Source organism: Yoonia rosea (genome assembly GCF_900156505.1).
Lineage (GTDB): Bacteria > Pseudomonadota > Alphaproteobacteria > Rhodobacterales > Rhodobacteraceae > Yoonia > Yoonia rosea.
On record NZ_FTPR01000001.1, the window covers coordinates 1,218,327 to 1,239,011 of the forward strand.

At 55.1% G+C, this 20,685-nt stretch carries 22 protein-coding genes and 1 tRNA gene; 15 read left to right on the plus strand and 8 right to left on the minus strand.

The genetic code is table 11. From position 1 onward, the window contains the following. Position 1: 1 nt before the first annotated feature. The 6 genes from B0B09_RS05985 to B0B09_RS06010 are packed head-to-tail and all read right to left on the minus strand — an operon-like array spanning position 2 to position 5,453. Positions 2-805 (minus strand): MBL fold metallo-hydrolase, encoded by an 804-nt coding sequence (locus tag B0B09_RS05985; protein WP_076658751.1) that lies wholly within the window; start codon positions 803-805, stop codon positions 2-4. Continuing rightward, positions 802-1,590, minus strand: coding sequence for a TatD family hydrolase (locus B0B09_RS05990; RefSeq protein WP_076658754.1), 789 nt, complete (start codon positions 1,588-1,590; stop codon positions 802-804). Before B0B09_RS05990 ends, B0B09_RS05985 begins: the two co-directional genes overlap by 4 nt. A 10-nt stretch (positions 1,591-1,600) precedes the next feature. After that, positions 1,601-2,707, minus strand: coding sequence for a DNA polymerase III subunit delta' (locus B0B09_RS05995; protein ID WP_076658755.1), 1,107 nt, complete (start codon positions 2,705-2,707; stop codon positions 1,601-1,603). Then, a complete protein-coding gene (gene tmk / locus B0B09_RS06000; protein ID WP_076658756.1) occupies positions 2,704-3,312 on the minus strand; it encodes a dTMP kinase in 609 nt (202 codons plus the stop codon). The genes B0B09_RS05995 and tmk overlap by 4 nt, the downstream gene beginning before the upstream one ends. Beyond that, positions 3,309-4,490, minus strand: coding sequence for a D-alanyl-D-alanine carboxypeptidase family protein (locus B0B09_RS06005; protein WP_084190734.1), 1,182 nt, complete (start codon positions 4,488-4,490; stop codon positions 3,309-3,311). The genes tmk and B0B09_RS06005 overlap by 4 nt, the downstream gene beginning before the upstream one ends. A 30-nt stretch (positions 4,491-4,520) precedes the next feature. Beyond that, a complete protein-coding gene (locus B0B09_RS06010) occupies positions 4,521-5,453 on the minus strand; it encodes an SPOR domain-containing protein (RefSeq protein WP_242654349.1) in 933 nt (310 codons plus the stop codon). 296 nt (positions 5,454-5,749) lie between these two features. Between B0B09_RS06010 and B0B09_RS06015 the strand changes: the two genes are divergently transcribed. The 15 genes from B0B09_RS06015 to B0B09_RS06095 all read left to right on the plus strand — a co-directional run bounded on the left by B0B09_RS06015 (position 5,750) and on the right by B0B09_RS06095 (position 19,532). After that, positions 5,750-5,839 (plus strand) — tRNA-Ser (locus B0B09_RS06015). A 77-nt stretch (positions 5,840-5,916) separates the two neighbouring features. Beyond that, positions 5,917-7,221, plus strand: a complete 1,305-nt coding sequence (locus B0B09_RS06020) for a DUF6538 domain-containing protein (RefSeq protein ID WP_084190735.1) — start codon at positions 5,917-5,919, stop codon at positions 7,219-7,221. Between the two features lie 279 nt (positions 7,222-7,500). After that, complete coding sequence (locus B0B09_RS06025) at positions 7,501-8,286, plus strand: DNA adenine methylase (RefSeq protein WP_278247279.1); 786 nt, start codon at positions 7,501-7,503, stop codon at positions 8,284-8,286. Positions 8,287-8,301: 15 nt separating this feature from the next. Next, positions 8,302-8,913 (plus strand): hypothetical protein, encoded by a 612-nt coding sequence (locus B0B09_RS06030; protein WP_076658761.1) that lies wholly within the window; start codon positions 8,302-8,304, stop codon positions 8,911-8,913. Continuing rightward, positions 8,906-10,093, plus strand: coding sequence for a DGQHR domain-containing protein (locus B0B09_RS06035; RefSeq protein ID WP_076658763.1), 1,188 nt, complete (start codon positions 8,906-8,908; stop codon positions 10,091-10,093). The genes B0B09_RS06030 and B0B09_RS06035 overlap by 8 nt, the downstream gene beginning before the upstream one ends. Positions 10,094-10,507: 414 nt before the next feature. Continuing rightward, a complete protein-coding gene (locus tag B0B09_RS06040; protein WP_076658764.1) occupies positions 10,508-11,167 on the plus strand; it encodes a recombinase family protein in 660 nt (219 codons plus the stop codon). A gap of 244 nt (positions 11,168-11,411) precedes the next feature. Beyond that, the gene (locus B0B09_RS17890) at positions 11,412-11,582 is read left to right on the plus strand and encodes a hypothetical protein (protein WP_165689295.1); all 171 of its coding nucleotides are present in this window, start codon (positions 11,412-11,414) and stop codon (positions 11,580-11,582) included. 1,117 nt (positions 11,583-12,699) lie between these two features. Continuing rightward, complete coding sequence (locus B0B09_RS17895; RefSeq protein WP_165689296.1) at positions 12,700-13,662, plus strand: hypothetical protein; 963 nt, start codon at positions 12,700-12,702, stop codon at positions 13,660-13,662. A 55-nt stretch (positions 13,663-13,717) separates the two neighbouring features. After that, the gene (locus tag B0B09_RS06050; RefSeq protein ID WP_131824998.1) at positions 13,718-14,419 is read left to right on the plus strand and encodes a hypothetical protein; all 702 of its coding nucleotides are present in this window, start codon (positions 13,718-13,720) and stop codon (positions 14,417-14,419) included. Positions 14,420-14,450: 31 nt separating this feature from the next. Beyond that, complete coding sequence (locus B0B09_RS06055; protein ID WP_131824999.1) at positions 14,451-15,194, plus strand: hypothetical protein; 744 nt, start codon at positions 14,451-14,453, stop codon at positions 15,192-15,194. 440 nt (positions 15,195-15,634) lie between these two features. Continuing rightward, complete coding sequence (locus B0B09_RS06060; RefSeq protein ID WP_076658770.1) at positions 15,635-16,192, plus strand: peptidoglycan recognition protein family protein; 558 nt, start codon at positions 15,635-15,637, stop codon at positions 16,190-16,192. Positions 16,193-16,611: 419 nt separating this feature from the next. Beyond that, on the plus strand, positions 16,612-17,052 hold the full coding sequence (locus tag B0B09_RS06070) for a hypothetical protein (protein WP_076658773.1): 441 nt from the start codon (positions 16,612-16,614) through the stop codon (positions 17,050-17,052). Then, on the plus strand, positions 17,049-17,657 hold the full coding sequence (locus B0B09_RS06075) for a hypothetical protein (protein WP_131825000.1): 609 nt from the start codon (positions 17,049-17,051) through the stop codon (positions 17,655-17,657). The genes B0B09_RS06070 and B0B09_RS06075 overlap by 4 nt, the downstream gene beginning before the upstream one ends. Positions 17,658-18,558: 901 nt before the next feature. Further along, positions 18,559-19,068 (plus strand): hypothetical protein, encoded by a 510-nt coding sequence (locus B0B09_RS06090; RefSeq protein WP_084190736.1) that lies wholly within the window; start codon positions 18,559-18,561, stop codon positions 19,066-19,068. 278 nt (positions 19,069-19,346) lie between these two features. Beyond that, the gene (locus B0B09_RS06095; protein ID WP_076658781.1) at positions 19,347-19,532 is read left to right on the plus strand and encodes a hypothetical protein; all 186 of its coding nucleotides are present in this window, start codon (positions 19,347-19,349) and stop codon (positions 19,530-19,532) included. Positions 19,533-19,667: 135 nt separating this feature from the next. Here B0B09_RS06095 and B0B09_RS06100 read toward each other — a convergent pair whose 3' ends face one another. Together B0B09_RS06100 and B0B09_RS06105 are read right to left on the minus strand one after the other, a co-directional pair. Further along, positions 19,668-20,219, minus strand: coding sequence for a hypothetical protein (locus B0B09_RS06100; protein WP_131825001.1), 552 nt, complete (start codon positions 20,217-20,219; stop codon positions 19,668-19,670). 14 nt (positions 20,220-20,233) lie between these two features. Next, positions 20,234-20,530, minus strand: coding sequence for a hypothetical protein (locus tag B0B09_RS06105; RefSeq protein WP_131825002.1), 297 nt, complete (start codon positions 20,528-20,530; stop codon positions 20,234-20,236). Positions 20,531-20,685 lie beyond the last annotated feature (155 nt).

The window sequence follows — 20,685 nt, forward strand, 5'->3', positions numbered from 1 at the left end:
CTTAGGGGACAGCAATGGTGATTGTCATGCCGTCAAAGGCGGGGCTGACGTGTTCCGGTGTCTCTGCGGCGACTGTTTCATAATCCAGATCGTTGTGCATATTCGTCAGGATCGCCTGTTTGGGGGCCACGCGGGCGATCCACTCAAGCGTATTGGCCAGATGCGAATGGGTCGGGTGCGGTTCACGGCGCAACGCATCAACGATCCAGTAATCCAACCCCTCCAACACCGGCCAGACGTCATCGGGGATGGATGAGACATCGGGCAGATAGGCCACATCGGCAATGCGGAACCCCAACGCCTCGATGGAGCCGTGTTGCACCGCGAACGGGCGCAGCACGATATCGCCCCCTGCCCCGCTGATCGTGATATCACCGTCAATCGTGTTCAGTTCGCAAATGGGCGGATAGGACGATCCTTTGGGCTGCACGAAGGCATAACCGAAACGGCCCAGAAGATCGTTGGTCGTATCGCCATCGGCCCAGACTTGCAGTCGCTCGCGTTTGTTGAAAACGACCATGCGCAGGTCATCAATCCCGTGCACATGATCGGCGTGACCATGGGTATAGACCACAGCATCCAACAGGCCGACGCCAGCGTCGAGCAATTGGCTGCGCATGTCCGGTGTGGTGTCAATCAGAACGCGGGTCTGTCCGTGGGCACCGGTGCGGGTGGCAAGTACGGAACACCGTCTACGCGCATTCTTGGGGTTGGTGGGATCACAGGCCCCCCACAGCCCGCCGAGGCGCGGTACGCCGCCGGATGATCCACAGCCCAGTATGCGAAAGCTGATCTGGTCGCTCATGCGGCGGCTTTCCAGAACAGACGGTCGAAATTTGCCGTCGTTTGCTTGGCGAAGTCATCATAGGACAGACCGAACACCTCGGCCCCGACACGCGCGGTATGGGCGGTGTAGGCGGGCTCATTCCGTTTGCCGCGATGGGGCGGCGGGGCCAGATAGGGGCTGTCGGTTTCCACTAGAATACGCTCGATCGGAGCCGCACCGAAGATATCGCGCAGGTCCTGACTTTTGGGAAAGGCCGCGATGCCGGACATGGACAGATAGAAATCCATCTCCAAAGCGGCCTCTGCCAAGGCGGCGCTGCTGGAAAAACAATGCATCACGCAAGTATAGGCGCCGTTGGCGTATTCTTCTTTCAGAATACGCGCCATGTCGTCATCCGCGGCACGGGCGTGAATAATCAGGGGCAGCTTGGTTTCGCGCGCCGCTGCGATATGGACCCGCAAGGACTGCTGCTGAATAGCGGCGCTTTCGGCAGTGTAGTGATAATCGAGGCCCGTTTCACCGATCCCCACGAACTTAGGATGATCAGCCAAGGCGATCAGCTCTTCCACTGTCGCCAGTGGCTCATCAGCGGCGCTCATCGGGTGTGTGCCCGCAGCATAAAAAACGGGGGCGTATGTTTCAGCGATGGCCCGGACTTGTGGCTCCAAACGCAGCCGCGTGCAGATCGTGACCATCCGCGACACACCCGCCTCCACAGCGCGCGCAACGACCTGATCCCGCTCGGCATCAAAATCCGCGAAATCAAGGTGGCAGTGGCTGTCAACGATGGTGGCGTGGGTCATTATGGGGCCTTCAGATGAGGGCTGTCGCTTGCGCCGTCTCTTCTATTTTGAAAATCATATCAAGGATCAGCGCGGCAGGGTCAAGGTTCACCGCACGCCCGTGGCGCGAGCGGTCCGTCAAATCCTGCTGCAATTGCGCCCAACGCCGCGCTGCGCGGTCATCCGGGGCCAGCCGCGCAAGCAGACGCGCTTCTCCCGGCGCCCCTTGTGCGGACGGTTCACCCATCAGGCCCGCGCGTGCGGTACGTGACAAAAAGAGATCGATCAGATCAAGCGTCATCCCAAAACGTACCTCGCCTGCCTTGCCGACACAGGCATCCGCAAGGCGCAAGGCTGCGGGGCGATCCATACGCGGCAGACGGTCAAGCGTCTTGATCAGTTCGGCATAGAGCGCAAGCCCGTCGTGGTTCAACAACCGGATCGCATCACCCGCAGAGCCGCCTGCAAGGGTGGCAAGGCTCTCGGATTGTTCGGACGGGTGCCCCGCCTGCGCCAGCGCACTTTGTAGATCAGCGGCGTTCAGACGCGCACAACGCAGTTCGCGACAGCGCGAGCGGATCGTCGGCAAAAGTCTTGACGGCTGGTGCGCGACCAGAAGGATGGTGCAATTCGCGGGGGGCTCTTCCAGCTCTTTCAGGATCGCGTTGGCGGCATTCCGGTTCAACTCATCTGCGGCATCGACGATGACCACACGCCGCCCGCCATCGGCGGAGGACATCTGGAAAAACGTCTTGAGGCTGCGCACCGCATCGACGGTGATCTCGGTTTTCAACTTTTTGGTTTTATCATCCCAAGGGCGGCGGATGAGCGACAGGCGCGGATGGGCGCCGGACTGGATCAGGCGCGCATCGGGGTGGTCAGGATCGACAGCCAAACTGGGATCGCCAAAAAGCCCACCCTCCGGATTGGCCAGCAGGAAGGTTGCGATCTTCCATGCGAGCGTGGCTTTGCCCACGCCGCGTGGACCAGTGATCAACCAACCCGAATGCAGCCGCCCTGCCCCGAAAGCATCCAGAAAATCCGCCTGCGCCTTGTCCTGACCGAACAGCACCTGCGTTTCACGCGGATGCGGTGCGCCGGCAATGCGGTCCGGTTCTGGGATATCTTCGTCGCTCATGCGTAGGCCGCGATTTCGCTGGCGATCTGGTCCGCAGTGCGGTTGCCGTCAATTAAGACACAGCGGTCAGGATTGGCGTGGGCCAAGGCTAGAAAGCCGTGGCGCAGCGTTTCCTGAAACCCAAGACCAAAGTCCTCAAACCGGTCCTCGCCGGACTTGCGGGCCAGACCACGCTGGAGCGCTGTTTCGGGGTCCATATCAATGATAAAAGTCAAATCAGGTTCGCGCCCGATCATCAGGCTATGCAAGCTGTCTACGATGCCGCGCAAATCGCCACGCGTGGCCCCCTGATAGACGCGGGTACTGTCGGCGAAACGATCAGAGATCACGGTTTTGCCATCCGCCAGTGCCGGTTGGATCGTCTTTTCCAGATGATCGCGACGGGCCGCCGTAAACAACAAAATCTCCGTCTCGGGCGACCAGCGGTCCGTCTCACCCGTCAGCAAAAGCGCGCGAATTTCCTCGGCACCGGGGCTGCCGCCCGGTTCGCGGGTCAGAATGATATCTTCGCCCTTCGCGCGCAGATGGTCTGCAAAACGGCGTGATTGTGTGGATTTGCCAGAGCCGTCAATGCCCTCAAACGTAATAAAACGGGGCTTGGTCATGCCTCTTCCGGCACCTCGTCCGTGTTTGCCGGACCATATTTCTGCCAAAGCACCAGCGCCGCCGTGCGCAACCGCGTGGCAAAGCCGCCCCGCGCAACATCCGCTTCGGCGACCAAAGGAACGCGCTTTTCAGGCAGATCGTCAAATGAGATCACCAACTCGCCTAGCTGTTGACCCGCCGTGATCGGGGCCTCAATGGGGCCGTTGTAAACCACTTCCGCTTCGATATCGCCTTGGTTCAAGACGGGCACCAGTAGCGAAAAATCCTCGGCCACGGTCATGCCGACGGTCGGCATTTCGCCCATCCACACATCAGCAGTTGCAATACGTGTGCCCGCCTCGGCAACGTCTTTCTCGGCAAACTGGCGGAAGGCCCAGTTGATGATCTTCACAGATTCCTCGGCCCGCGCTTCACGGCTATCAAGGCCGGTGATCACCCAGATGACGCGCCGGTCACCCTGTTTGGCAGAGCCGACAAGACCATAGCCTGCTTCTTGGGTGTGTCCTGTTTTCAGGCCATCAGCGCCCAGCCCCATCGCCAAAACAGGGTTGCGGTTGGCCGAATTGGACGGGACGCGCCCGTCAAAGGGGAACTCGGTTTCCGCAAAAAGTGGATAGAACGTGGGGAAATCCGTGATCAGACGGTCCGCCAGAATACCGAGGTCTTCCATCGACATCCGGTGTCCGGCGGCAGGCCATCCGCTCGAGTTCACGAAAGTCGAGTTCATCATGCCCATCTGGCGCGCACGCTCGGTCATCATGCGCGCAAAACCGGCCTCGGACCCGTCAGGCGAAAGCGCCTCGGCCAGCACAACGCTGGCGTCATTGCCCGAGACAACGATGACACCGCGCAGCAAATCCTCAACGCGCACGCGGTCGGTTGTATCAAGGAACATCGACGAGCCACCAAAGCTGGCCGCATGGGACGACACGGGCAGTTCTTCGTTGATGTCCAGACGGCCATCCGCCACGGCCTCGAACGCCATGTAAATCGTCATCAGCTTGGACATCGAGGCCGGCGGCAAAGGTGTGTCGGCGTTCTTGGACAGCAACACGGTGCCGGTCGACTGGTCATAGATATAGGCGGCGGTCGCACTTGTCTCGAAGGCAAGCGCCCCGCCCGTTGTGAACAGACAAGTCGCAATCACAGCAAAGCGGTGCAAGAAACCAAAACGCATAAAGACAGGTTCTCCTTGTTCGAGGGGGCGTTACTCGGTGGCGTCGATCACAAAGGCATCAACGAAACCCAATTCTTTCAACCGGGTCACATCAGCAGCGTCGGTCAGCGGCCCCGCGATCACACGCCACACGGTGCGCCCGCCAAGCTCTTCGGGGTTCACTGTTGCTTCTATTCCGTTTTCGGCAATCGTGGCGACCGCGTTGTTGGCATTGCGCTCTACGCTGAACACGCCGATCTGCGCCAGCGATCCCGCAGGCAGTGGCGCGGGGGCTGCAAGCACGGCAGACACATCAATCGGCGCATTTGGAGTGGCAACATCGGCAGCCGCTGTGGCTGTAGCCGCAGCTGTTTCCTCTGCAGCGGCTGTGGCAGCCTCAACAGCAGCTGGCAAAACGACCGCTGTGGTCGCAGCGGCAGCTTCACCCGCCCCGCTCTCTTCCGCGTCCACATCCACGTCCGCAGCATCAAGGGGTGCGGCTTCAACAGCAACAGGCGCTGCCAGGCTCGCGACGACCGGGTTTTCTTCTGCGGCGGGCACCTCAACCTCTTGGCGGCGCAGAACAACGACTTCAAGCCGCGCGGGCGCGCCAGGCAACATACCCAGCGCATCGGCGGCATCCGAGGACACCTGCAACAGCGGACCGGGGTTGTCCCGCTCACGGCGGAACAGGGCGCCGATCACCTCTTGGCCGCCTTCGGTATTGCGGATCACAACGCGCTCGGGGTCCCTGACCTCGGGGTGCGCGACCCAGACACCGCCCAATGACGGGCGGCCGTCCCACAAACCGTCGCTGTTGATCGCAAAAATATCCGGCCGTTCGATATCAATATCACGTTGCACCCGCTGGCCCAGCGCATTGGCGGGCAAGGGCGCTGCAGCCGCTTGAGAGGCGTTGTCGGCGCCTGGAAAAGCGAATTCACCGTTCTCGTCGCAAGCGGCCAACCCAAAAGTCGCAGCCACGGCCAGCGAAAGCGGCCACTTTCTCGCGCTCAAATACACAAAGCCTGTCATCATTTGCCCCTCTGTTACACCTGTTCTACGGCAGGTATCAGCTGTTTTCAGCCCTATTTCTTGCTGCTCTATGCCCTTTTGATAGACATAATCACACGACGCAACATTAACGCCGATTAACGCACTGCGAAAGGATAGCCTCCGTCGGAACGTTTTGAAAGGCTCTCACTTATTTTGTCGGCGGAATTCCCCAAAGTGTGAACGTGCTTTTCGAATCAGAAATGACCCGCTAACAGGGCCGTGTCGGAGGAGTGGCAGAGTGGTTGAATGCACCGGTCTTGAAAACCGACGTAGGTGAAAGTCTACCGTGGGTTCGAATCCCACCTCCTCCGCCATCATGGCCCATTGCCCTTTTTTCTTTATTCCATTAGCACTTAGAGTGCCCCTTGGAGGGTATTGATGGAGTATATGGATGCCTGATTACCCTGCAACGACGCTGTCGATGAACAAGGGCAAGTGGTACGTGTACCTCACGATCCCTCAGGAACTCCGGGAACACTTCGGTGGCCGCAAGCAACTCAAGAGGTCCACAGGGACCAGTGATGAGCGGGATGCACGGCGTAAGCAGTATGCCATCACCACAAAGTTGTATGCGGAACTAGACACCTGTGAGCCTGACATCCGTGATGTGATTAGTGATCTACTTGGGTGGATTGGCGATGCCGATGAAGTGCAGCGCATGGATGACGAGGGACATCTCAAGGGTCTCATACAGGCCCACAAGAACCTCGAGGAAGGTGAAGACCCCGAGAACGACACAGCGACTGAGGTAGTCAATGAGCGTGGCTCCAAGGCACTTAAGGTATACCGTGAGTGGAAAGCCAAGACAGCGAACCCCACCCCGTCCTCGAATGATGTGCTGCTGTCGGTTTCAGCAAGGGAATACTCAGCGACAAAACCATACGGCCCACTCAAGACACTCAGAGACAGCGACCTGTCGATTGAGGAGTTTCTCAAGTACATGGGTGACGTACCCTTGAGCAAGGTTACCGCTCTGAACATCCACCAGTATGCTGAGAGCATGGGGCAGACCAAGAGCAAGCAAACGATCTCCAAGAAGGTGGGCTACATCAAACGCCTCTTCTACTTCGCTGAGCGCAAGGGCTGGATCACCAACAACGTGGTGGTCGGGGTTGTCCTTGATAGCAAGCTGGGTAAACCGAGAGAGAGTTATAGGCCTCTCAACGGGGATGAACTCGAAGCACTCTTCAAACAATCGATGCCAGAGCACTCCCGTAAGCTTCTCTCGATCCTGATCACCACCGGCATGAGGTTAGACGAAGCCGCCCTGCTCGATTGGGAGGACGTCAAAGAGGACCAAGGCATCATGTACTATGACCTCACCGACAAGCTGGTGAAGAACAAGGGTTCACAGAGACGGGTCCCGGTCCACTCCAGCCTCCCGTGGATCACCACAGGCAAGACCGGTCAGATGTTCCCAGAGTTCACCCGCGATAAGGATGGAAAGGCTCAGGCCTCCGCCTCAAAGGCTCTCATGCCGCTGATACGCAGGGTAACGGACGACAAGGCCAAAGTGGTGCATTCGCTCAGGGGCAACTTCAAGGACATGCTGAGGGACGCGGGGGTGTCCAAGGAGGTCAACGACTTCATTACTGGACATGCCTCTGGCGACGTGGCAGGCAACTATGGTTCTGGGCCGAGCCTGAGGGTGCGCAAGGAGGCCTTGGATCTTTTGGCACTAGAATTCAACGACTAGCCTAAGTTTTTGGCCAAATGTAACTGGCAATGCGTACCCATGACTGCATTGGAGGGTCACTCAGAGCAGAACGTCACAAGTCACACGGACGATGCACAGCGGGGTCCAGACATACAAAACCGCAGACTGGGTGGAGGACTATGAAGTGACCCAAGTTTTTTCTCATTTCAGAGCTTCTCAATAATGCTTTGCAGTCTTCGAACGCCTTGCTTCACCAAGGCAAACTGTGTCTAATGCGCTCAACTCTGAGGAGACGTACAATTGAGTGGAAAGCCGTTCTTGAAGTGGGCTGGAGGTAAGCGATGGTTAGTGGACCGAGAAGAGTTCAAGATCCCCTCGTACACCGGACGATACATAGAACCCTTTTTAGGTGGGGGTGCAGTCTTCTTTTTTTTGCAACCGACAGCTTCGATACTTTCAGACATCAACCCAAAGCTCATCGAAACCTATCAATCGATCCGAGATGATTGGAAGACGGTCTGGAGTATTCTGTCTGAACATCAGATTAAACATTGTTCAGAGTATTATTATCGTCAGCGGGGTTACCAGCCCGGCACCCCCGCTGAGAGAGCAGCACTCTTTCTTTACCTTAATCGATCGTGTTGGAATGGTCTCTATCGAGAAAACCTAAAGGGCCAATTCAACGTCCCCATAGGGACAAAGACCAAGATCCTCATGGATGATGATGATTTCCAATGGACCTCTCAGCGCCTTGAGAAGTCAGAGATCAGTTGCTGTGACTTTGCCGACACCATCAAGAAGTCCGAAGCCGGTGACTTTCTTTTTGTAGACCCGCCCTACACAACCGCTCACAACATGAATGGTTTCGTAAAATACAACCAAAACATCTTCAGCTGGGAAGATCAAATACGATTGCGGGACGAACTAGTTGCAGCAAGGAACAGGGGCGTACATATCGTTTCAACCAATGCAAATCATCAGAGTGTTCACGATCTCTATCGAAATTGTGGCGAACTATACGAAGTGAGTAGAGCATCAGTAATCAGCGGAAAGAAAAAAGGCCGGTCCTCTACGGAGGAGTTATTGATTGTGTTAGAACCATAGCGAGATCAGTATACTATGACGAAACTACTACACTACGTGCGCAAGGTGCCACTATTTGGCCAACTTTTTGAAGTCAGTGGGAAATCGTTTAGATCCGCACTGTCAGAGATTTTCATTTCGACAATATTTTCGACTCTACCCATTTGGTTTTTTCCGCTCTTAGCTTCAATATTTATAGCAAATAGCCCAAGCTTGATGCGTAATATCCTTACGTCGGTGGACCAAGGTGACTTGTTTATTTATTCATCGGCTCTTGTTGGTCCGTTAATATTTGCAATCACTAAAAACTACGCTGAGTGGGGTAGTGATAATCCAAGCGCAAATGCGTCACAACTCGGAAAGCTGACTTTTGAGTTTCCATACGGAACTTGGTTCTTCCTGATCGCCATCGCAATTTGCATGATAGCTGCAGTCTGCTTTGGCTTGATGCGCTTTTCAAGTATGGGGCTAATAGCTGCCCAGTTTCAGATGGACAATTTTCTTTGGGTATCTTGTGGGATGTATTTATTCGCTTTGTTGTGCCTATTTACGGTTTCAATCTACAGGAACGAACTTCAAGACTTCTCGGCGAACGCGAACGAAGACACCCAAAACTTTGTAGATCAATGGAATTCACGAAATGGATGATCTTCCGCAAGACGACTCAGTGATTAGTTTGACCTTTGATTGCTTGAGAGCCGAACAGCCCATCGGCGATGTATTCATTTGCTCCGTGCCGCATGAAAAACTTCGAAAAATCACCTATTTTGATGTTCGTCGTGTACTGCAAGACGAACGCGACGTTGAGAGGTACTTAGGAATTCAAAGACCTCTTGACGATAGACGAGTAAAGAAAATTGAGGACTACGTGAATTTCTTTGACGCATCTTTCCCTACGGGCATAATCGTGGCCGTAGATGAAGACTATGCTTCATACGATGAGAAAAGCCGGACACTAACCGTGTCGAACACCAAGCACCATGAGCAAACTCCGAGCATAAATATAAGCAACATCGCTCGCGTGATTGACGGTCAACATAGGATAGCGGGACTAGCTAACTACAAGGGAAAGAAATTTGATCTGCCCGTAATCTTTTTCGTTGGGTCTGATATTTCAGATCAAGCTCATATCTTCTCGACCGTAAACCTCGAACAAACTAAGGTTCACAAGAACTTGGTTTATGATCTCTACTCACTCGCCCGATCACGCAGTCCGCAGAAGACCTGTCATCAAATCGCAGTAGCCCTAGATCAAGACGAAGACGGGCCTCTATATGGCAGAATTAAGAGGCTAGGCGGGGCAACAATTGGTCGCGACTTTGAGCCAATCTCGCAAGCTACTTTTGTAGAGTCGTTGATGAGGTATATCTCGCTCAACCCCAAGAATGATCGCGACAAGCTCCTAAGGAATGAGAAGATTCCGTTGATTGATGGTAATGAGTTAAGGAAGACGCCCCTTCGGAATTTATTCATTCAGGAATCTGATTTAAAGATTGCAGAGGCAATTCATTCATTGTTCGCAGCGGTGCGTGATAGATGGCCCGATGCTTGGAACGATGAAAGCCGAGAGGGCCTCATGCTCAACCGCACAAACGGCTTTAGAGCGATAATGAGGCTATACTCGGTGCTTTACGAGAAACACGGCTTACCGGGCGGTGTCGTGCCAAAAGCATTCATCGATAATTACTTAAATGAAATTAAGTTGGACGATCAGGATTTCGATACTAAACACTTTATACCGGGGTCGGGGGGAGAAGGAAGACTGTTCAGGGTTCTGTCAAAGGAAGAAACGTTAGAAGAGCAGAAGGCGAAGCTTGATCAGAACTGATTACCTCATACGTTCGATTAGGGTACCGCCATTATCCTAAGCTTCCACGAAAGTTCTGCTGGTTTTGGGTTTTTGGCTCCAGTTCTACAACAGTACTGAGAAATGCCCGAAAAATCTGTTCGGTCTATAATACGTGAGCCTTCCGCCAACACCCCCCTTGGGGTGCCTGCAGTCCTCAACGCAAACCCATGCCGACCCGGGGCCACCCCACAACACCTCCCTCCCCCTACATTCTGCCCTCGTGAGTCCCGCGTTTGGTCGCTGCCCACCTGCCCTACCCGAGGAACACTCAAGGCATTCTCAGGGGCATATTGTACCGTTCACCATCCCATTGTAACATTCACATCCATCGTTGACATATGCAACGGCAGTCCTTAGGTACACTTCAAGCTGCACTGAGGGAGGCCTCCACTCATGAAAAACTACGTTACCTATCGCCGTGTATCGACCAAGGACCAAGGCAAGTCAGGCTTAGGCCTAGCAGCGCAGGACCGAGACATCGGGTTGTATCTGGAGGGTTACTCTGACCAACCCTACGAGATCGCGGGGTCCTTCACCGACATCGCGTCGGGTACATCTGATGATCGACCGGAGTTGACCAAGGCAATCGCTCTTGCAAAGCAGGTTGGCGCTGAGTTGCTGGTTGCTAAGCTGGACCGCCTGTCACGCAAGGTGTCGTACATATCAACGCTGATGGACGATAAGAAGCTGGCCTTGCGGGTCGCCTCAATGCCTCAAGCTGACAAGTTCTCCTTGCACATCTATGCGGCCCTAGCAGAACAGGAGCGTGAGTTCATTTCGATCAGGACCAAGGCTGCGTTGAAGGAAGCAAAGGCGAAAGGCGTGAAGCTGGGTGGCTTGAGAGACAAGACCATGAAGCGCAACGAGGCTGTACAGGCCAACGCCAAGTTGAGGGCTGAAAAGGTGTCAGGGTTGATCCTACCGCTCAGGAAGGCCGGTAAGAGTCTCAGGGACATCGCTGATGAGTTGAACAAGGCAGGTGTCCAGACTGCTCGTGGAGGCCAGTGGCAAGCGTCTCAGGTCAAGCGGACACTCGAAAGGTTGGCGTCATGAGCCTCATGGCAATCTTCCTGATCACCCTCGGTGCTATATGGTTTGGTATTTGGGCGCTCTGCACGTTGTACGATGCTGCTGTCTTCAATCGGTAGCTTGGGACACCTCCAGCCCACTCAAAGCCAACACTTACGACATCCTGAGACTTGCGATATCCTATGCAATATCAAGTGATTAGACAATTCACGGGGCAGTTCCCTATGTGTACTTACAGTAACCCAGAGTACACTTAAGGAACCAAACGATGACACTTTCAGAACAGACCACCGCCGACCTAGGCACCATGCTTGAGGCCACAGACCAGCGGCTGCACGAGATGACCTGTACACCCGAGGCGGTGAATACCTACAGCCCCGCTGAGGTGGCCGCCTTGTGGGACCTGAGGGATACTCTGGGTGCGATGCTTCCCGATTGATCCTTGATCGTGTCCGTTGCTCTGTTCCTTCAAGTAGTGGGAAGGCAGTGGACGACAAAGGGTCGTGCATGCTGACCTATTATTGAACAACGGTGAATAGAGACCCCACCAGTATAACCAGAAACGAAATGACACTCAGGGATCAACACGTGAACATTGCATCTATATCCTCGACGCCGTGATCTTGAAGGTCCGTCGTCTCAACTCCTCAAAACTGTGGGAACTTAAGGAACAGCTATCATGAGAAACTAGCGGTCAACCGCCGGATCGTCCCAAATTATCCAATGAAATCAAGGAGGGTGTACCCGAGGCGCACCCCCTGTAAGCTGTTGATATCGTTGAGCAATAATTAGGGACCTCATATGTAAGAATACTCCTCCGGTTATATCTTAAGTGTAGGGAGAGGTGGCTATGAGTTACCTCGAGATGACCTCGTGATGAAGTGAAGGGTGCAGCCACCACCACCCACCCCTGACCAGCACTTTGAGGAGACACCCTAAGTGTACCTCAACACCCTTGTTTATATGCAGGATCATTTAGGGCCCCCTATTAGAAGGAACCTCCCAAAGTTATACCTTAAGTGTAGAGCAGGGACGCTATGAGTTATCTCGATGTGTGGATCAAGTTAGATTGGCAAGTGTGATCGCCACCAGCAACCCTCCCAGCCAACACCTTTGATGAGATACTCAGAGTGTACCTCAGCACCCTTGTTTATAAGGCAGATCAATTAGAGACCCCACTAAGAAAGAAACTCCCTCCAGTGTACCTTAAGTGTAGAGCAGGGTGGCTATGAGCTATCTCGAGATGACCTTGAGTTGAAGTGAAAGGTGCAGGCACCGCCCCTACTCCTGATCAGCACTCGAGGTCTGAGGATTGAAGACCTCACCAGTATAACACCAGAACAGTTTTCAGATGTGGTGACCACCATCCCGATCTCAGCCTAAGTGAATAGGGGCTACCTGTGAATGAAGGCAAACGTGATTGAAGGGTGAAGGTCTCCCCGTAGCTGCCCACCTCAAGTCCACCTCAAGTCCCTCGGTCTCCCTGACAGGTGCATCCACCCACCAGCCACATCCCATAACCCAACCCAAACCCCAAGCCACAGGAGGCAGACCCGATGCGCAAAGACTACATCCACCAAGCATACCGCCGCCCCTGCGCAAGCCTGTGGTGTCCACAATTAACGAACCGATCTGACGGTCTCTGCGTCACCTGCTTTAATCGATACCATGCTCTCCGTATGCCGGTGGCTGGTTTCATCTCCTCCCTCGATCTACGGCACGTCGCCAACATCATCATCAAAGAGCAAGGCTTCACGTACAGCGACCAGCAGGCTGCTCTCAGAGCCATCAGAGGCTCGAGGTATCCTACAGGACCTTGGGATGATCGACCGTCTTACAGGCTTACTCCGTTGCTACACGGCAAAGGCAAATTAGTTAAATTACCCCATCTCCTCGTGGGTCGCCGCCGCAATCCAAGCATCGAGAGCCTCGTCATGGCTTTGGTCCACTACCATCTCTGCGACCGCGTCATGGGCATTACCGGCTCGTATCGTTGGTTTTTGACAGGGGCCACGTATTACCAGCGCCGAGGAGTGTCTGCACCCAAAGGCTCCGAGGTGTTGACAGGTGGCGCTGGTCATACCGGCTACCTGCTTCATACCTCTGACTTCGTCTACATTGGCATGGAGGTGATCAAAGCGTGTTCCCAACTCGGGATCAACCCTCGATCACGCCAGTTATCCGACCGCATCACCCAGTTCTACCATGAGGGTCTCGCTGCAGGCACGTACCACCGCCAGCTACTTTGCACTCCATGGGCTAGACGTACACAAGCCATGGGGGACCACCCGCTCAGCACCCGCATCCAGTTCAAGTACTCGCCTCACTGGGGCCATATCAGGCTCCCGACAGGATACCTCCAAGGTCCTGACAAACGCTACCCCCATGACCTAGACGAAACACCTCAAGACCGCGCCGAGGTCCTCCACCGACACAAGGTCCACCTCGCCGCCAAAGCCGACATCTTCAAGGTCCAGACCTCCACCATCCAGCCACCAACCGACTGGCTGTTCCACTAAATCCCCGCCCTCTGAGGTTGGGAACTTTCACCCACACACACAGAGGAGGCAGATCATGCCCATCACTCCCCGCGCACAGCGCACCTGTCTCTGCTGCAATGTGACCTTTGAGGGCACTCCAGCCGCAACTCGGTGCAAACCCTGCCGCGCTGCTGGCATCAAGGTCCCTGCCAAGGTCCGAGCCAAGCGTGACAACCGAAAGCCGCGCCGGATGTGCCTCGAGTGCCGCAAACAATTCACGCTCGAGGATGACACCCACGTAAACTGCCCAAGCTGCGCCGAGATGCTCGGGGTCTTCCAGTATGAGATGACCCCTGAGCAGCAGGCCGCGATGGTCGAAGCTGAGAACCTCCAGAAACACAAAGAGCGTCTCCAGAGACAGAACGAATGGCTGACACGCCGTGAGAACCGCCCGAAAGGCTACCCCCGAATGAACCAGAAGACTTCAACCACCCCGCTCGGTATCCTCTGGCTGGGCTTATGTGCCGCCGATGGCGCTGCTGGGTCGGTCATGTACGCCGCCCACTCCGACGTCCCCTTCAGCGAAGAGGACAAGGCCACACTGATGCTCACGTTCTACCGGCTCCGCGCCAAAGGCTATCACCCGTCGGCACTCGCCAAGCTGTGCCCCCGCGCCATTCTCCAGCAGGCTGCGCAGGATGCACTCCAAGACCTGCCCAAAGTGACAGCACCTGAACCGTACACCATGCAGGGATGGGGTGACATTGCCGCTCGTGCATCCCTCGGTCTGCAGTAATCCAATCAATCCAATCACAGAAAGACAGACCATGACCACTCAAACAATTTCACATAACCCCGATGGCTCAGCCTCAACATCCACAGGTGGTGGCCGTACCAATTCGTCCGTAGACGCACCCCAAGGTGAAGGCTATCACGTCCGATCCGGTATGCATGGCCGCGTGACCAACGACCTATCCCAAGTCGCTGACACGGACCTGATCACCGTCCAAGGCATGGAGATCACCTATGCGATGGCCAAGGACATGGGTTTGATCAACCAGCACAAGCCAGACACAGGCCTGTCCGTGGGCAACGCCGTGCCACAGGAAGCACCCGAGGTGTCCATAGGTAACGAGACGGAGCACCAAGGATACGATGCAACGGTCGCTGAGTTGAATGCTCAGGTCAATGCAGGTCAGTTGTCTGATCGTGAAGCCTCTGAGTACAGCACCGCGCTGGGACAGGTTGCACTGGCAGGTCTCACAGTGACCGAGGTGACCGAAACACTCGATGGCCTCCGGGATGGCACGGTCAACCTGCAAGACCTCACCCAAGATCAGCGTGACATCGTGACCAACCTTGAGACAACCGTCCAGACAGCATCGACCCGATCAGCGATGTCTGAACTCGGTCAAGAAGGCTTCAACCGGATCGCTGAGATCGCCCGGGGCGACCTCGAGTTTAATGAGGTCCTGCGAGGCTACGCAACCATGCGGGCACTCGGGAAGGCTGACCATTCGTGGCCTGAGTTCCTCATCGAAGCCGAAAGCTGGTCACGAGGGGAACGCTAACCTCCGCCCACCCCCGATACCTGCAGCAGGAGACGTACCTGAGCAGGCCTAGAGGACACTCAGCGCAGCCTATGAAGACCCAGACCTCCCGATTGTGGTCGGTTGACGCGGCTAATCTTCAAGTGTGCCCTGAGTGTCCTCAACCAACAACCATCTACCCAGTCCTGTGCCAGAATAGTGCGCAGGGCCGGTGGCCGGTCCAGACATTGAGACCAACCGAATGCACAACACCTTCAAGAACCAAGCTTGGGATACAGACATCGAGCTTGCCCTACTGTCCCTCAAGCGTCCCCAGATCGCAGACCATGACTACTGGTTCGCCACCGTCGATATCATTGATGCAGGTTACGACCCCGCCACCAAACAACCCATCACCATTGAAGCCCTCGAGGCGTGGGTATCCAGATGTAAGACAAACCCACCCGAGGAGGGCACCCCCGATGACACCCAAAGTTCACCGCGCCGCCGCGTTGCTCCGCACAGAGTTGTTCCCAACGATGTACCGGGAGACCACAAACAAGATCGTCTTGGCGTACACCAGCCACGTACCTGACCCCCGGATCGATGCAGCAGCAATCGACATGCTCGATGCCACAGACCATTATCTCGGATGCTCCCACCACTACGTGATCAGCACAGAAGGCCGCATCGAGGTAGGCCGCAATCCCCTGACCCGCTCCTCACGCACTCGCATCAAACGATACCAACAGCAGGCTCTCTTCATCGGCGTCGTTGGAGGTCTCGCTGCTGGAAATGGCCACCGTGCCGACACCATCACCGCCGCACAGGAAGAGGCTGTCGAAGGGCTGCTCCAAGCCCTCGCCGATAACCTCGGTGTGGAACTCGAAGTGTTCGATCACATCGCCAACTGGAATGCATCCCACAACCTCCAGTCCAAGGACATTGGTCAGACGATCAGGGCAGATACAATCGACATTCTGTACGCACTTATGACCGATGAGGAGCTTGCAGCGAGTGACGAGCGCATCACAGCCTAAAGTACACCCGTAAGCACCCCTAAAGCACGACCAATCGCTCCTTAGAATGCGATCTCCACAATCCATTACCCATCATCCCCCAGAGCCACTCTAGGCACTGCAGGGAGGCTATTGGTCAAACCCCGAAAGAACCCCAAAACCATGACTATTCAGATCGACCTCGCCGGTACACCCGGGCGGGGACCATGCGACCTTTGCCGTGACCTCATCGAAGCCGGGAGTGATCCCGAAGAACACGTCAAGTTCACCCGAGGCACCACCCCAGTATTCGCAGCGACCCCCATCAAGTGGTGGGCTGGGCGACGGGTACGTGAAGCTGACGCAGGTGGGCCGATGAGGTTCGTCCTCAGCGCCGGCTGATCCAACCAACTACCAGACCAACCAACCCAAAACCATGACCAAGCTAGAAAGTTAAACCCATGACCAAGACAACCCAAGCACCCCGCATCTGCCTCCAATGTGAAGGCCCAATCCCGGAGCATAAGATCGCCTCCGCCAAGTATTGCCATCTCAACTGTGCCCGTGTCGCAAGCTACCACCGCAAGTCACCTGAGGCCCGCAAGGCCTACAACAAGCAGTCCAACGACCGCCGCATGAGGCAGGACCTCCTGCCCATCTTGAGGACACTAGGTCGATCTGCAGGAGAAGCTGAGATCATCGAGGGCACACCCCTCGGTCGATACGTCGTTGGTATGTTCCTACTGGAACGACTGTCCAACTGGAAACTCGATCTCGCTCTGAACTTCAATCAAGCCCGCAACACCCTCGCCGCACTAGCTGGGGGTCACGATGAACTCGATGAACTCGAGGAACTGGTCACAGCCGAAATGCTCAAAGTAATGAAGAAAGCAAACCAATGATGAATAACGTAACAGCCGACAGCACAGCCACCCAGCCCCTGATCAAACCGATCATGCAAATCGGACCAGATGCCATCCACATGCTCCGCTCAATATCGAAGCAACACACCGGCGAACGCTACACCTACGACACTGCTCGAGTGCAACGGAACCGGTTCGGAGGGGCAGACACCGAGATCAACTTCAACAAGCTCGAGATGCTCGAGGCAGGACATCCCGACAGCTACGGAGTGTTCATCAAGAACAAGGTAACGCCTCAGGCATTGAAGTGGCACCGTCGGATGGCGCGTCAGGATCAATCACTTGTCAAGTACACCATGGCTGGCCTGTTGAAGGAGGCCATGACCGAGGATGCAGATATGTGGTGGATGTTATCGACCAACGCTCTCCGGTCTGTCCTCTTCCCCGCAGCCTTCACCGATGGCAAGCGCACCGACCGCATCTTCTACTACGACATCGCTGGGTACAAACGTCAGCTTGGGTCCGCTCTGTGGCTCCGTGGGCTGTCCCCGAAGGATGTCTATCAGTTCCACCTCCAAGCAACCGCTGCAGTCCCCAGCAAGATCATCGACCTCGACCTGATCACACCATTCCTGAACAAATAGAAAGTATAAACCTATGACCGATACAACCAACAACACACCCGCCACCGAAATGACAGCTTGGGACATGGCATCGTCCTGTCTCGTGGGATTGCACAAGTCCCAACGCAAGGCCCGCTCGGAGTACGAAGCAGCCTTGGCCGCATCTGGGAACAACCCGCTCGGGGCCGGCGTTAGCGCCGCTGCTCGAGTTATCAATGTGGTTGCTGCTGCCACACGCGTCCTCGAGCAGGACATGCGTCAACATGCTCGATCTGCAGGCCTCGTAATGCCGCAGAGTTCCAGTGATGGGTGACCTCATGACCCAGCGACACCGTGAGCGCCTCTCTGAGGCCATCGCGGGGCAGCGCAATGCTGGGACCAGAGGTGTGCGCAAGGTTATCCAGCGTAGTGACGGTGCCGTCCTAAGCGGCGGGACGATATGGTGGACCCATGACATCGAGGAGGCACTGCAGGCCAATGAGCGCACTTGGTGTCCCTCGAAAGCGCAACTGGTGCCTGTTGAGACTGCTCGGAGTTATATTATCAAGTTAATGGAAGCGGACTTGAAGAGCCTCAAAGGCTGACATCTGCCACCCACCCTGCAAACCAGAGACGCCGCATGTGATGTGTGGCGTCGTCTCAAATAAGGGCAGCAATAATGCTACCGGTTTGAGGCCAAAGCAGACCTTGGGTCATCCCGCAGCGAATGGCAGTTAAGAGCCCAAATTTATCGGTGCTACGCGATGTGCCGAGGTCTGCTATGGACTGGAGATAAAGCGGAATGTTAAGTTTCCGGTATACGAGGTATACAGCCACCTTTCCCATCACCTCGATTTCGCGGCTTAGGCAGCCAACTGGATGACAGACAACCAAATGGAACTCTACTTTGCGAAAGACCCCTCGTTCCCGCAAGCCGACAACCGTGCACCCGCCAGAGCTAGTGCGGGCTTTCTTTGCTGCCAGCGATTACCTCGACTACATGGTTCTGCGTCCTTTAAGTCACATTACCATGAGCTGGGAGGCAGCTTGGGGTGTGGATCGATACGAACCTGAAGCGGATAGTTTCGCGGGCGATCTGAATGAAATCATTTACCAAATCGCCGGATCGCCACGGCCTGACCGCTACCACGACAATGAGGACCGCTTGGCTGAACGGGTCGTCACCGCGCTCAAGTGGCCCATCCAGAAGAAAGGCGGTCGTTGGTATGGGGCGGACTATCAGTCGATACTAGAACAGGGTGCGTTCCAAGATATTGGGCAACGAGAGCTGGCCATCGCAGCAAATGGCAGGGTTCAGATGGCCCTCGACTATGGGCAGTCGCATTTCGATGCGATGGATGATGCCCACATGACCATGCTGGCAGCGCTGATGACAATCATGATCTATCATCGCGACTGCGACGGAACTTCTCTGAGGGTGCCGGAGGAGTAAAAGGACGGGTAGTCTCAGGCCAGCACTGCTGTTGGTCAACATCTGGTGGCAAATACTCTGTGTCTGGCGCTCGGTTGCCAAAACTCAACTGTTTCTGCCACAAGCGGAATCGACCGTTTTTGGCAGGTCAGCTCTTCCCGAGGTTACTGCCGTAGCATATGAACCGATGGGATGGAGAGTAGATTACCCGTGACGGTTACAGGCACCCGGAAATTCAGGTTTATATAAATAGAGGTAGCAACAACATTACCCCCCACTCAAAACACAAAAGAGAAGAAATGTCACTCACGCCAGAAGAACAAGCCATGGACATCGGCCAGATCCTCGACCGTATCAAAGAAATAATTGTGAACGGAGAACTCCCGGATAACCTTGCGGGCGACTTGATGAGCCAATCTCTTACCGAATTTCACGAAAAGCTGTCCAAAAGGCTCGATGCACTGCAAGAGCAACTAAAAAAATAGCTGACAAGCCTACTCGTTGCGGAAACCACCGTTTTTATGCTTCCGGTTCTTCCGAGCGGACCTTGGTGCGACAGCAGAGAATGCCCGCTTCGTCCCGCTTAGCGGTCATCAGCACAACGCGCAGCCAACGGCAGATCACACCGATTGGTCGGAAAAATGGACCTTGATATCAAACGCCTTTGGGTCGTCTTGGACCAGCTCGCTCATCTTATCATAGAGCGTGAAGCTCACCTTTCGGATCAAGTCGATAAGGTCGAGTTGGTCCATCCATTTGTAAAACTGCAAACCCTCATCATGCTTGACCATGAGGCCGTAAAAGGGCTGACCTTCGTGTCTCATCACTTCTCCAGCTTGCGCTGCGAAATTCATCATCTCAGTGTCAGAATGCGCCACCAGTTTATTTCGCAGATCGATGACACGGTCGTGCAATTCTTGCTCTTCCGGCGTCAACGTCACACCACACATCTTTAAACTGAGCTTCGGTGTTTTCCCTTTCGATTGTGAGAAAGGCCGCGCATAAGAAACGATGGCTGTATGCTCGTAACACCTAAATCGCCGCAACTCGACATGGTTGTACTTCTGGTCTTCGTCAGCCTCTTGCATGAAGTCGGCTGCGCTGAGCGCCAGTTGGAAGTCACCCAAAGCACTCAGCATCCGTATGCGCTGCATTCTGATCTTTTCTTCCATGTTAAATCTGCGCCTCAGTCATCGTCCCCCCAAGACCCAGACTGCTGTGCGATTAATACAAGCTCCTCTGAGTTTTCTGCGATTGTCTTGAGGTAATTGACCAAATCCGCAAAAGTGGACAGCAAGATTGCGGTTATCCAAAGATAGAACCCGTACTTTAAGCCTTGAGTAAAAGCGGGGGCGGTGGTTCCGTTGGTCACGGCATCATCCAAGGCCCAGAAAGCCAAGAGCCACATTCCTGTCCCGGCAACGCCCGACAATACTGCAAAGAACTTCAACGCCATTTCATATCTTCCTGCAATTTCGGTCACAGCCACTGAAAACACAATGCGGCATGATTTCAACCAAGAATTGAAATGGGTAGGCCTACGGCAAACAGCGCATCCACGGGTTCAGCACAGCGCCGCTCACAAAATCACTCATAGTCCAACTCAAGAAACGGTAAGATATTCTCGGGCGCACCCTT

Excerpts from the sequence above, each read along its gene's own strand:
- B0B09_RS05985 (WP_076658751.1), bottom strand. The coding sequence starts at position 805 with ATGAGCGACCAGATCAGCTTTCGCATACTGGGCTGTGGATCATCCGGC.
- B0B09_RS05990 (WP_076658754.1), bottom strand. The coding sequence starts at position 1,590 with ATGACCCACGCCACCATCGTTGACAGCCACTGCCACCTTGATTTCGCG.
- B0B09_RS05995 (WP_076658755.1), bottom strand. The coding sequence starts at position 2,707 with ATGAGCGACGAAGATATCCCAGAACCGGACCGCATTGCCGGCGCACCG.
- tmk (WP_076658756.1), bottom strand. The coding sequence starts at position 3,312 with ATGACCAAGCCCCGTTTTATTACGTTTGAGGGCATTGACGGCTCTGGC.
- B0B09_RS06005 (WP_084190734.1), bottom strand. The coding sequence starts at position 4,490 with ATGCGTTTTGGTTTCTTGCACCGCTTTGCTGTGATTGCGACTTGTCTG.
- B0B09_RS06020 (WP_084190735.1), top strand. The coding sequence starts at position 5,917 with ATGCCTGATTACCCTGCAACGACGCTGTCGATGAACAAGGGCAAGTGG.
- B0B09_RS06030 (WP_076658761.1), top strand. The coding sequence starts at position 8,302 with ATGACGAAACTACTACACTACGTGCGCAAGGTGCCACTATTTGGCCAA.
- B0B09_RS06035 (WP_076658763.1), top strand. The coding sequence starts at position 8,906 with ATGGATGATCTTCCGCAAGACGACTCAGTGATTAGTTTGACCTTTGAT.
- B0B09_RS06040 (WP_076658764.1), top strand. The coding sequence starts at position 10,508 with ATGAAAAACTACGTTACCTATCGCCGTGTATCGACCAAGGACCAAGGC.
- B0B09_RS17890 (WP_165689295.1), top strand. The coding sequence starts at position 11,412 with ATGACACTTTCAGAACAGACCACCGCCGACCTAGGCACCATGCTTGAG.
- B0B09_RS17895 (WP_165689296.1), top strand. The coding sequence starts at position 12,700 with ATGCGCAAAGACTACATCCACCAAGCATACCGCCGCCCCTGCGCAAGC.
- B0B09_RS06050 (WP_131824998.1), top strand. The coding sequence starts at position 13,718 with ATGCCCATCACTCCCCGCGCACAGCGCACCTGTCTCTGCTGCAATGTG.
- B0B09_RS06055 (WP_131824999.1), top strand. The coding sequence starts at position 14,451 with ATGACCACTCAAACAATTTCACATAACCCCGATGGCTCAGCCTCAACA.
- B0B09_RS06060 (WP_076658770.1), top strand. The coding sequence starts at position 15,635 with ATGACACCCAAAGTTCACCGCGCCGCCGCGTTGCTCCGCACAGAGTTG.
- B0B09_RS06070 (WP_076658773.1), top strand. The coding sequence starts at position 16,612 with ATGACCAAGACAACCCAAGCACCCCGCATCTGCCTCCAATGTGAAGGC.
- B0B09_RS06075 (WP_131825000.1), top strand. The coding sequence starts at position 17,049 with ATGATGAATAACGTAACAGCCGACAGCACAGCCACCCAGCCCCTGATC.
- B0B09_RS06095 (WP_076658781.1), top strand. The coding sequence starts at position 19,347 with ATGTCACTCACGCCAGAAGAACAAGCCATGGACATCGGCCAGATCCTC.
- B0B09_RS06100 (WP_131825001.1), bottom strand. The coding sequence starts at position 20,219 with ATGGAAGAAAAGATCAGAATGCAGCGCATACGGATGCTGAGTGCTTTG.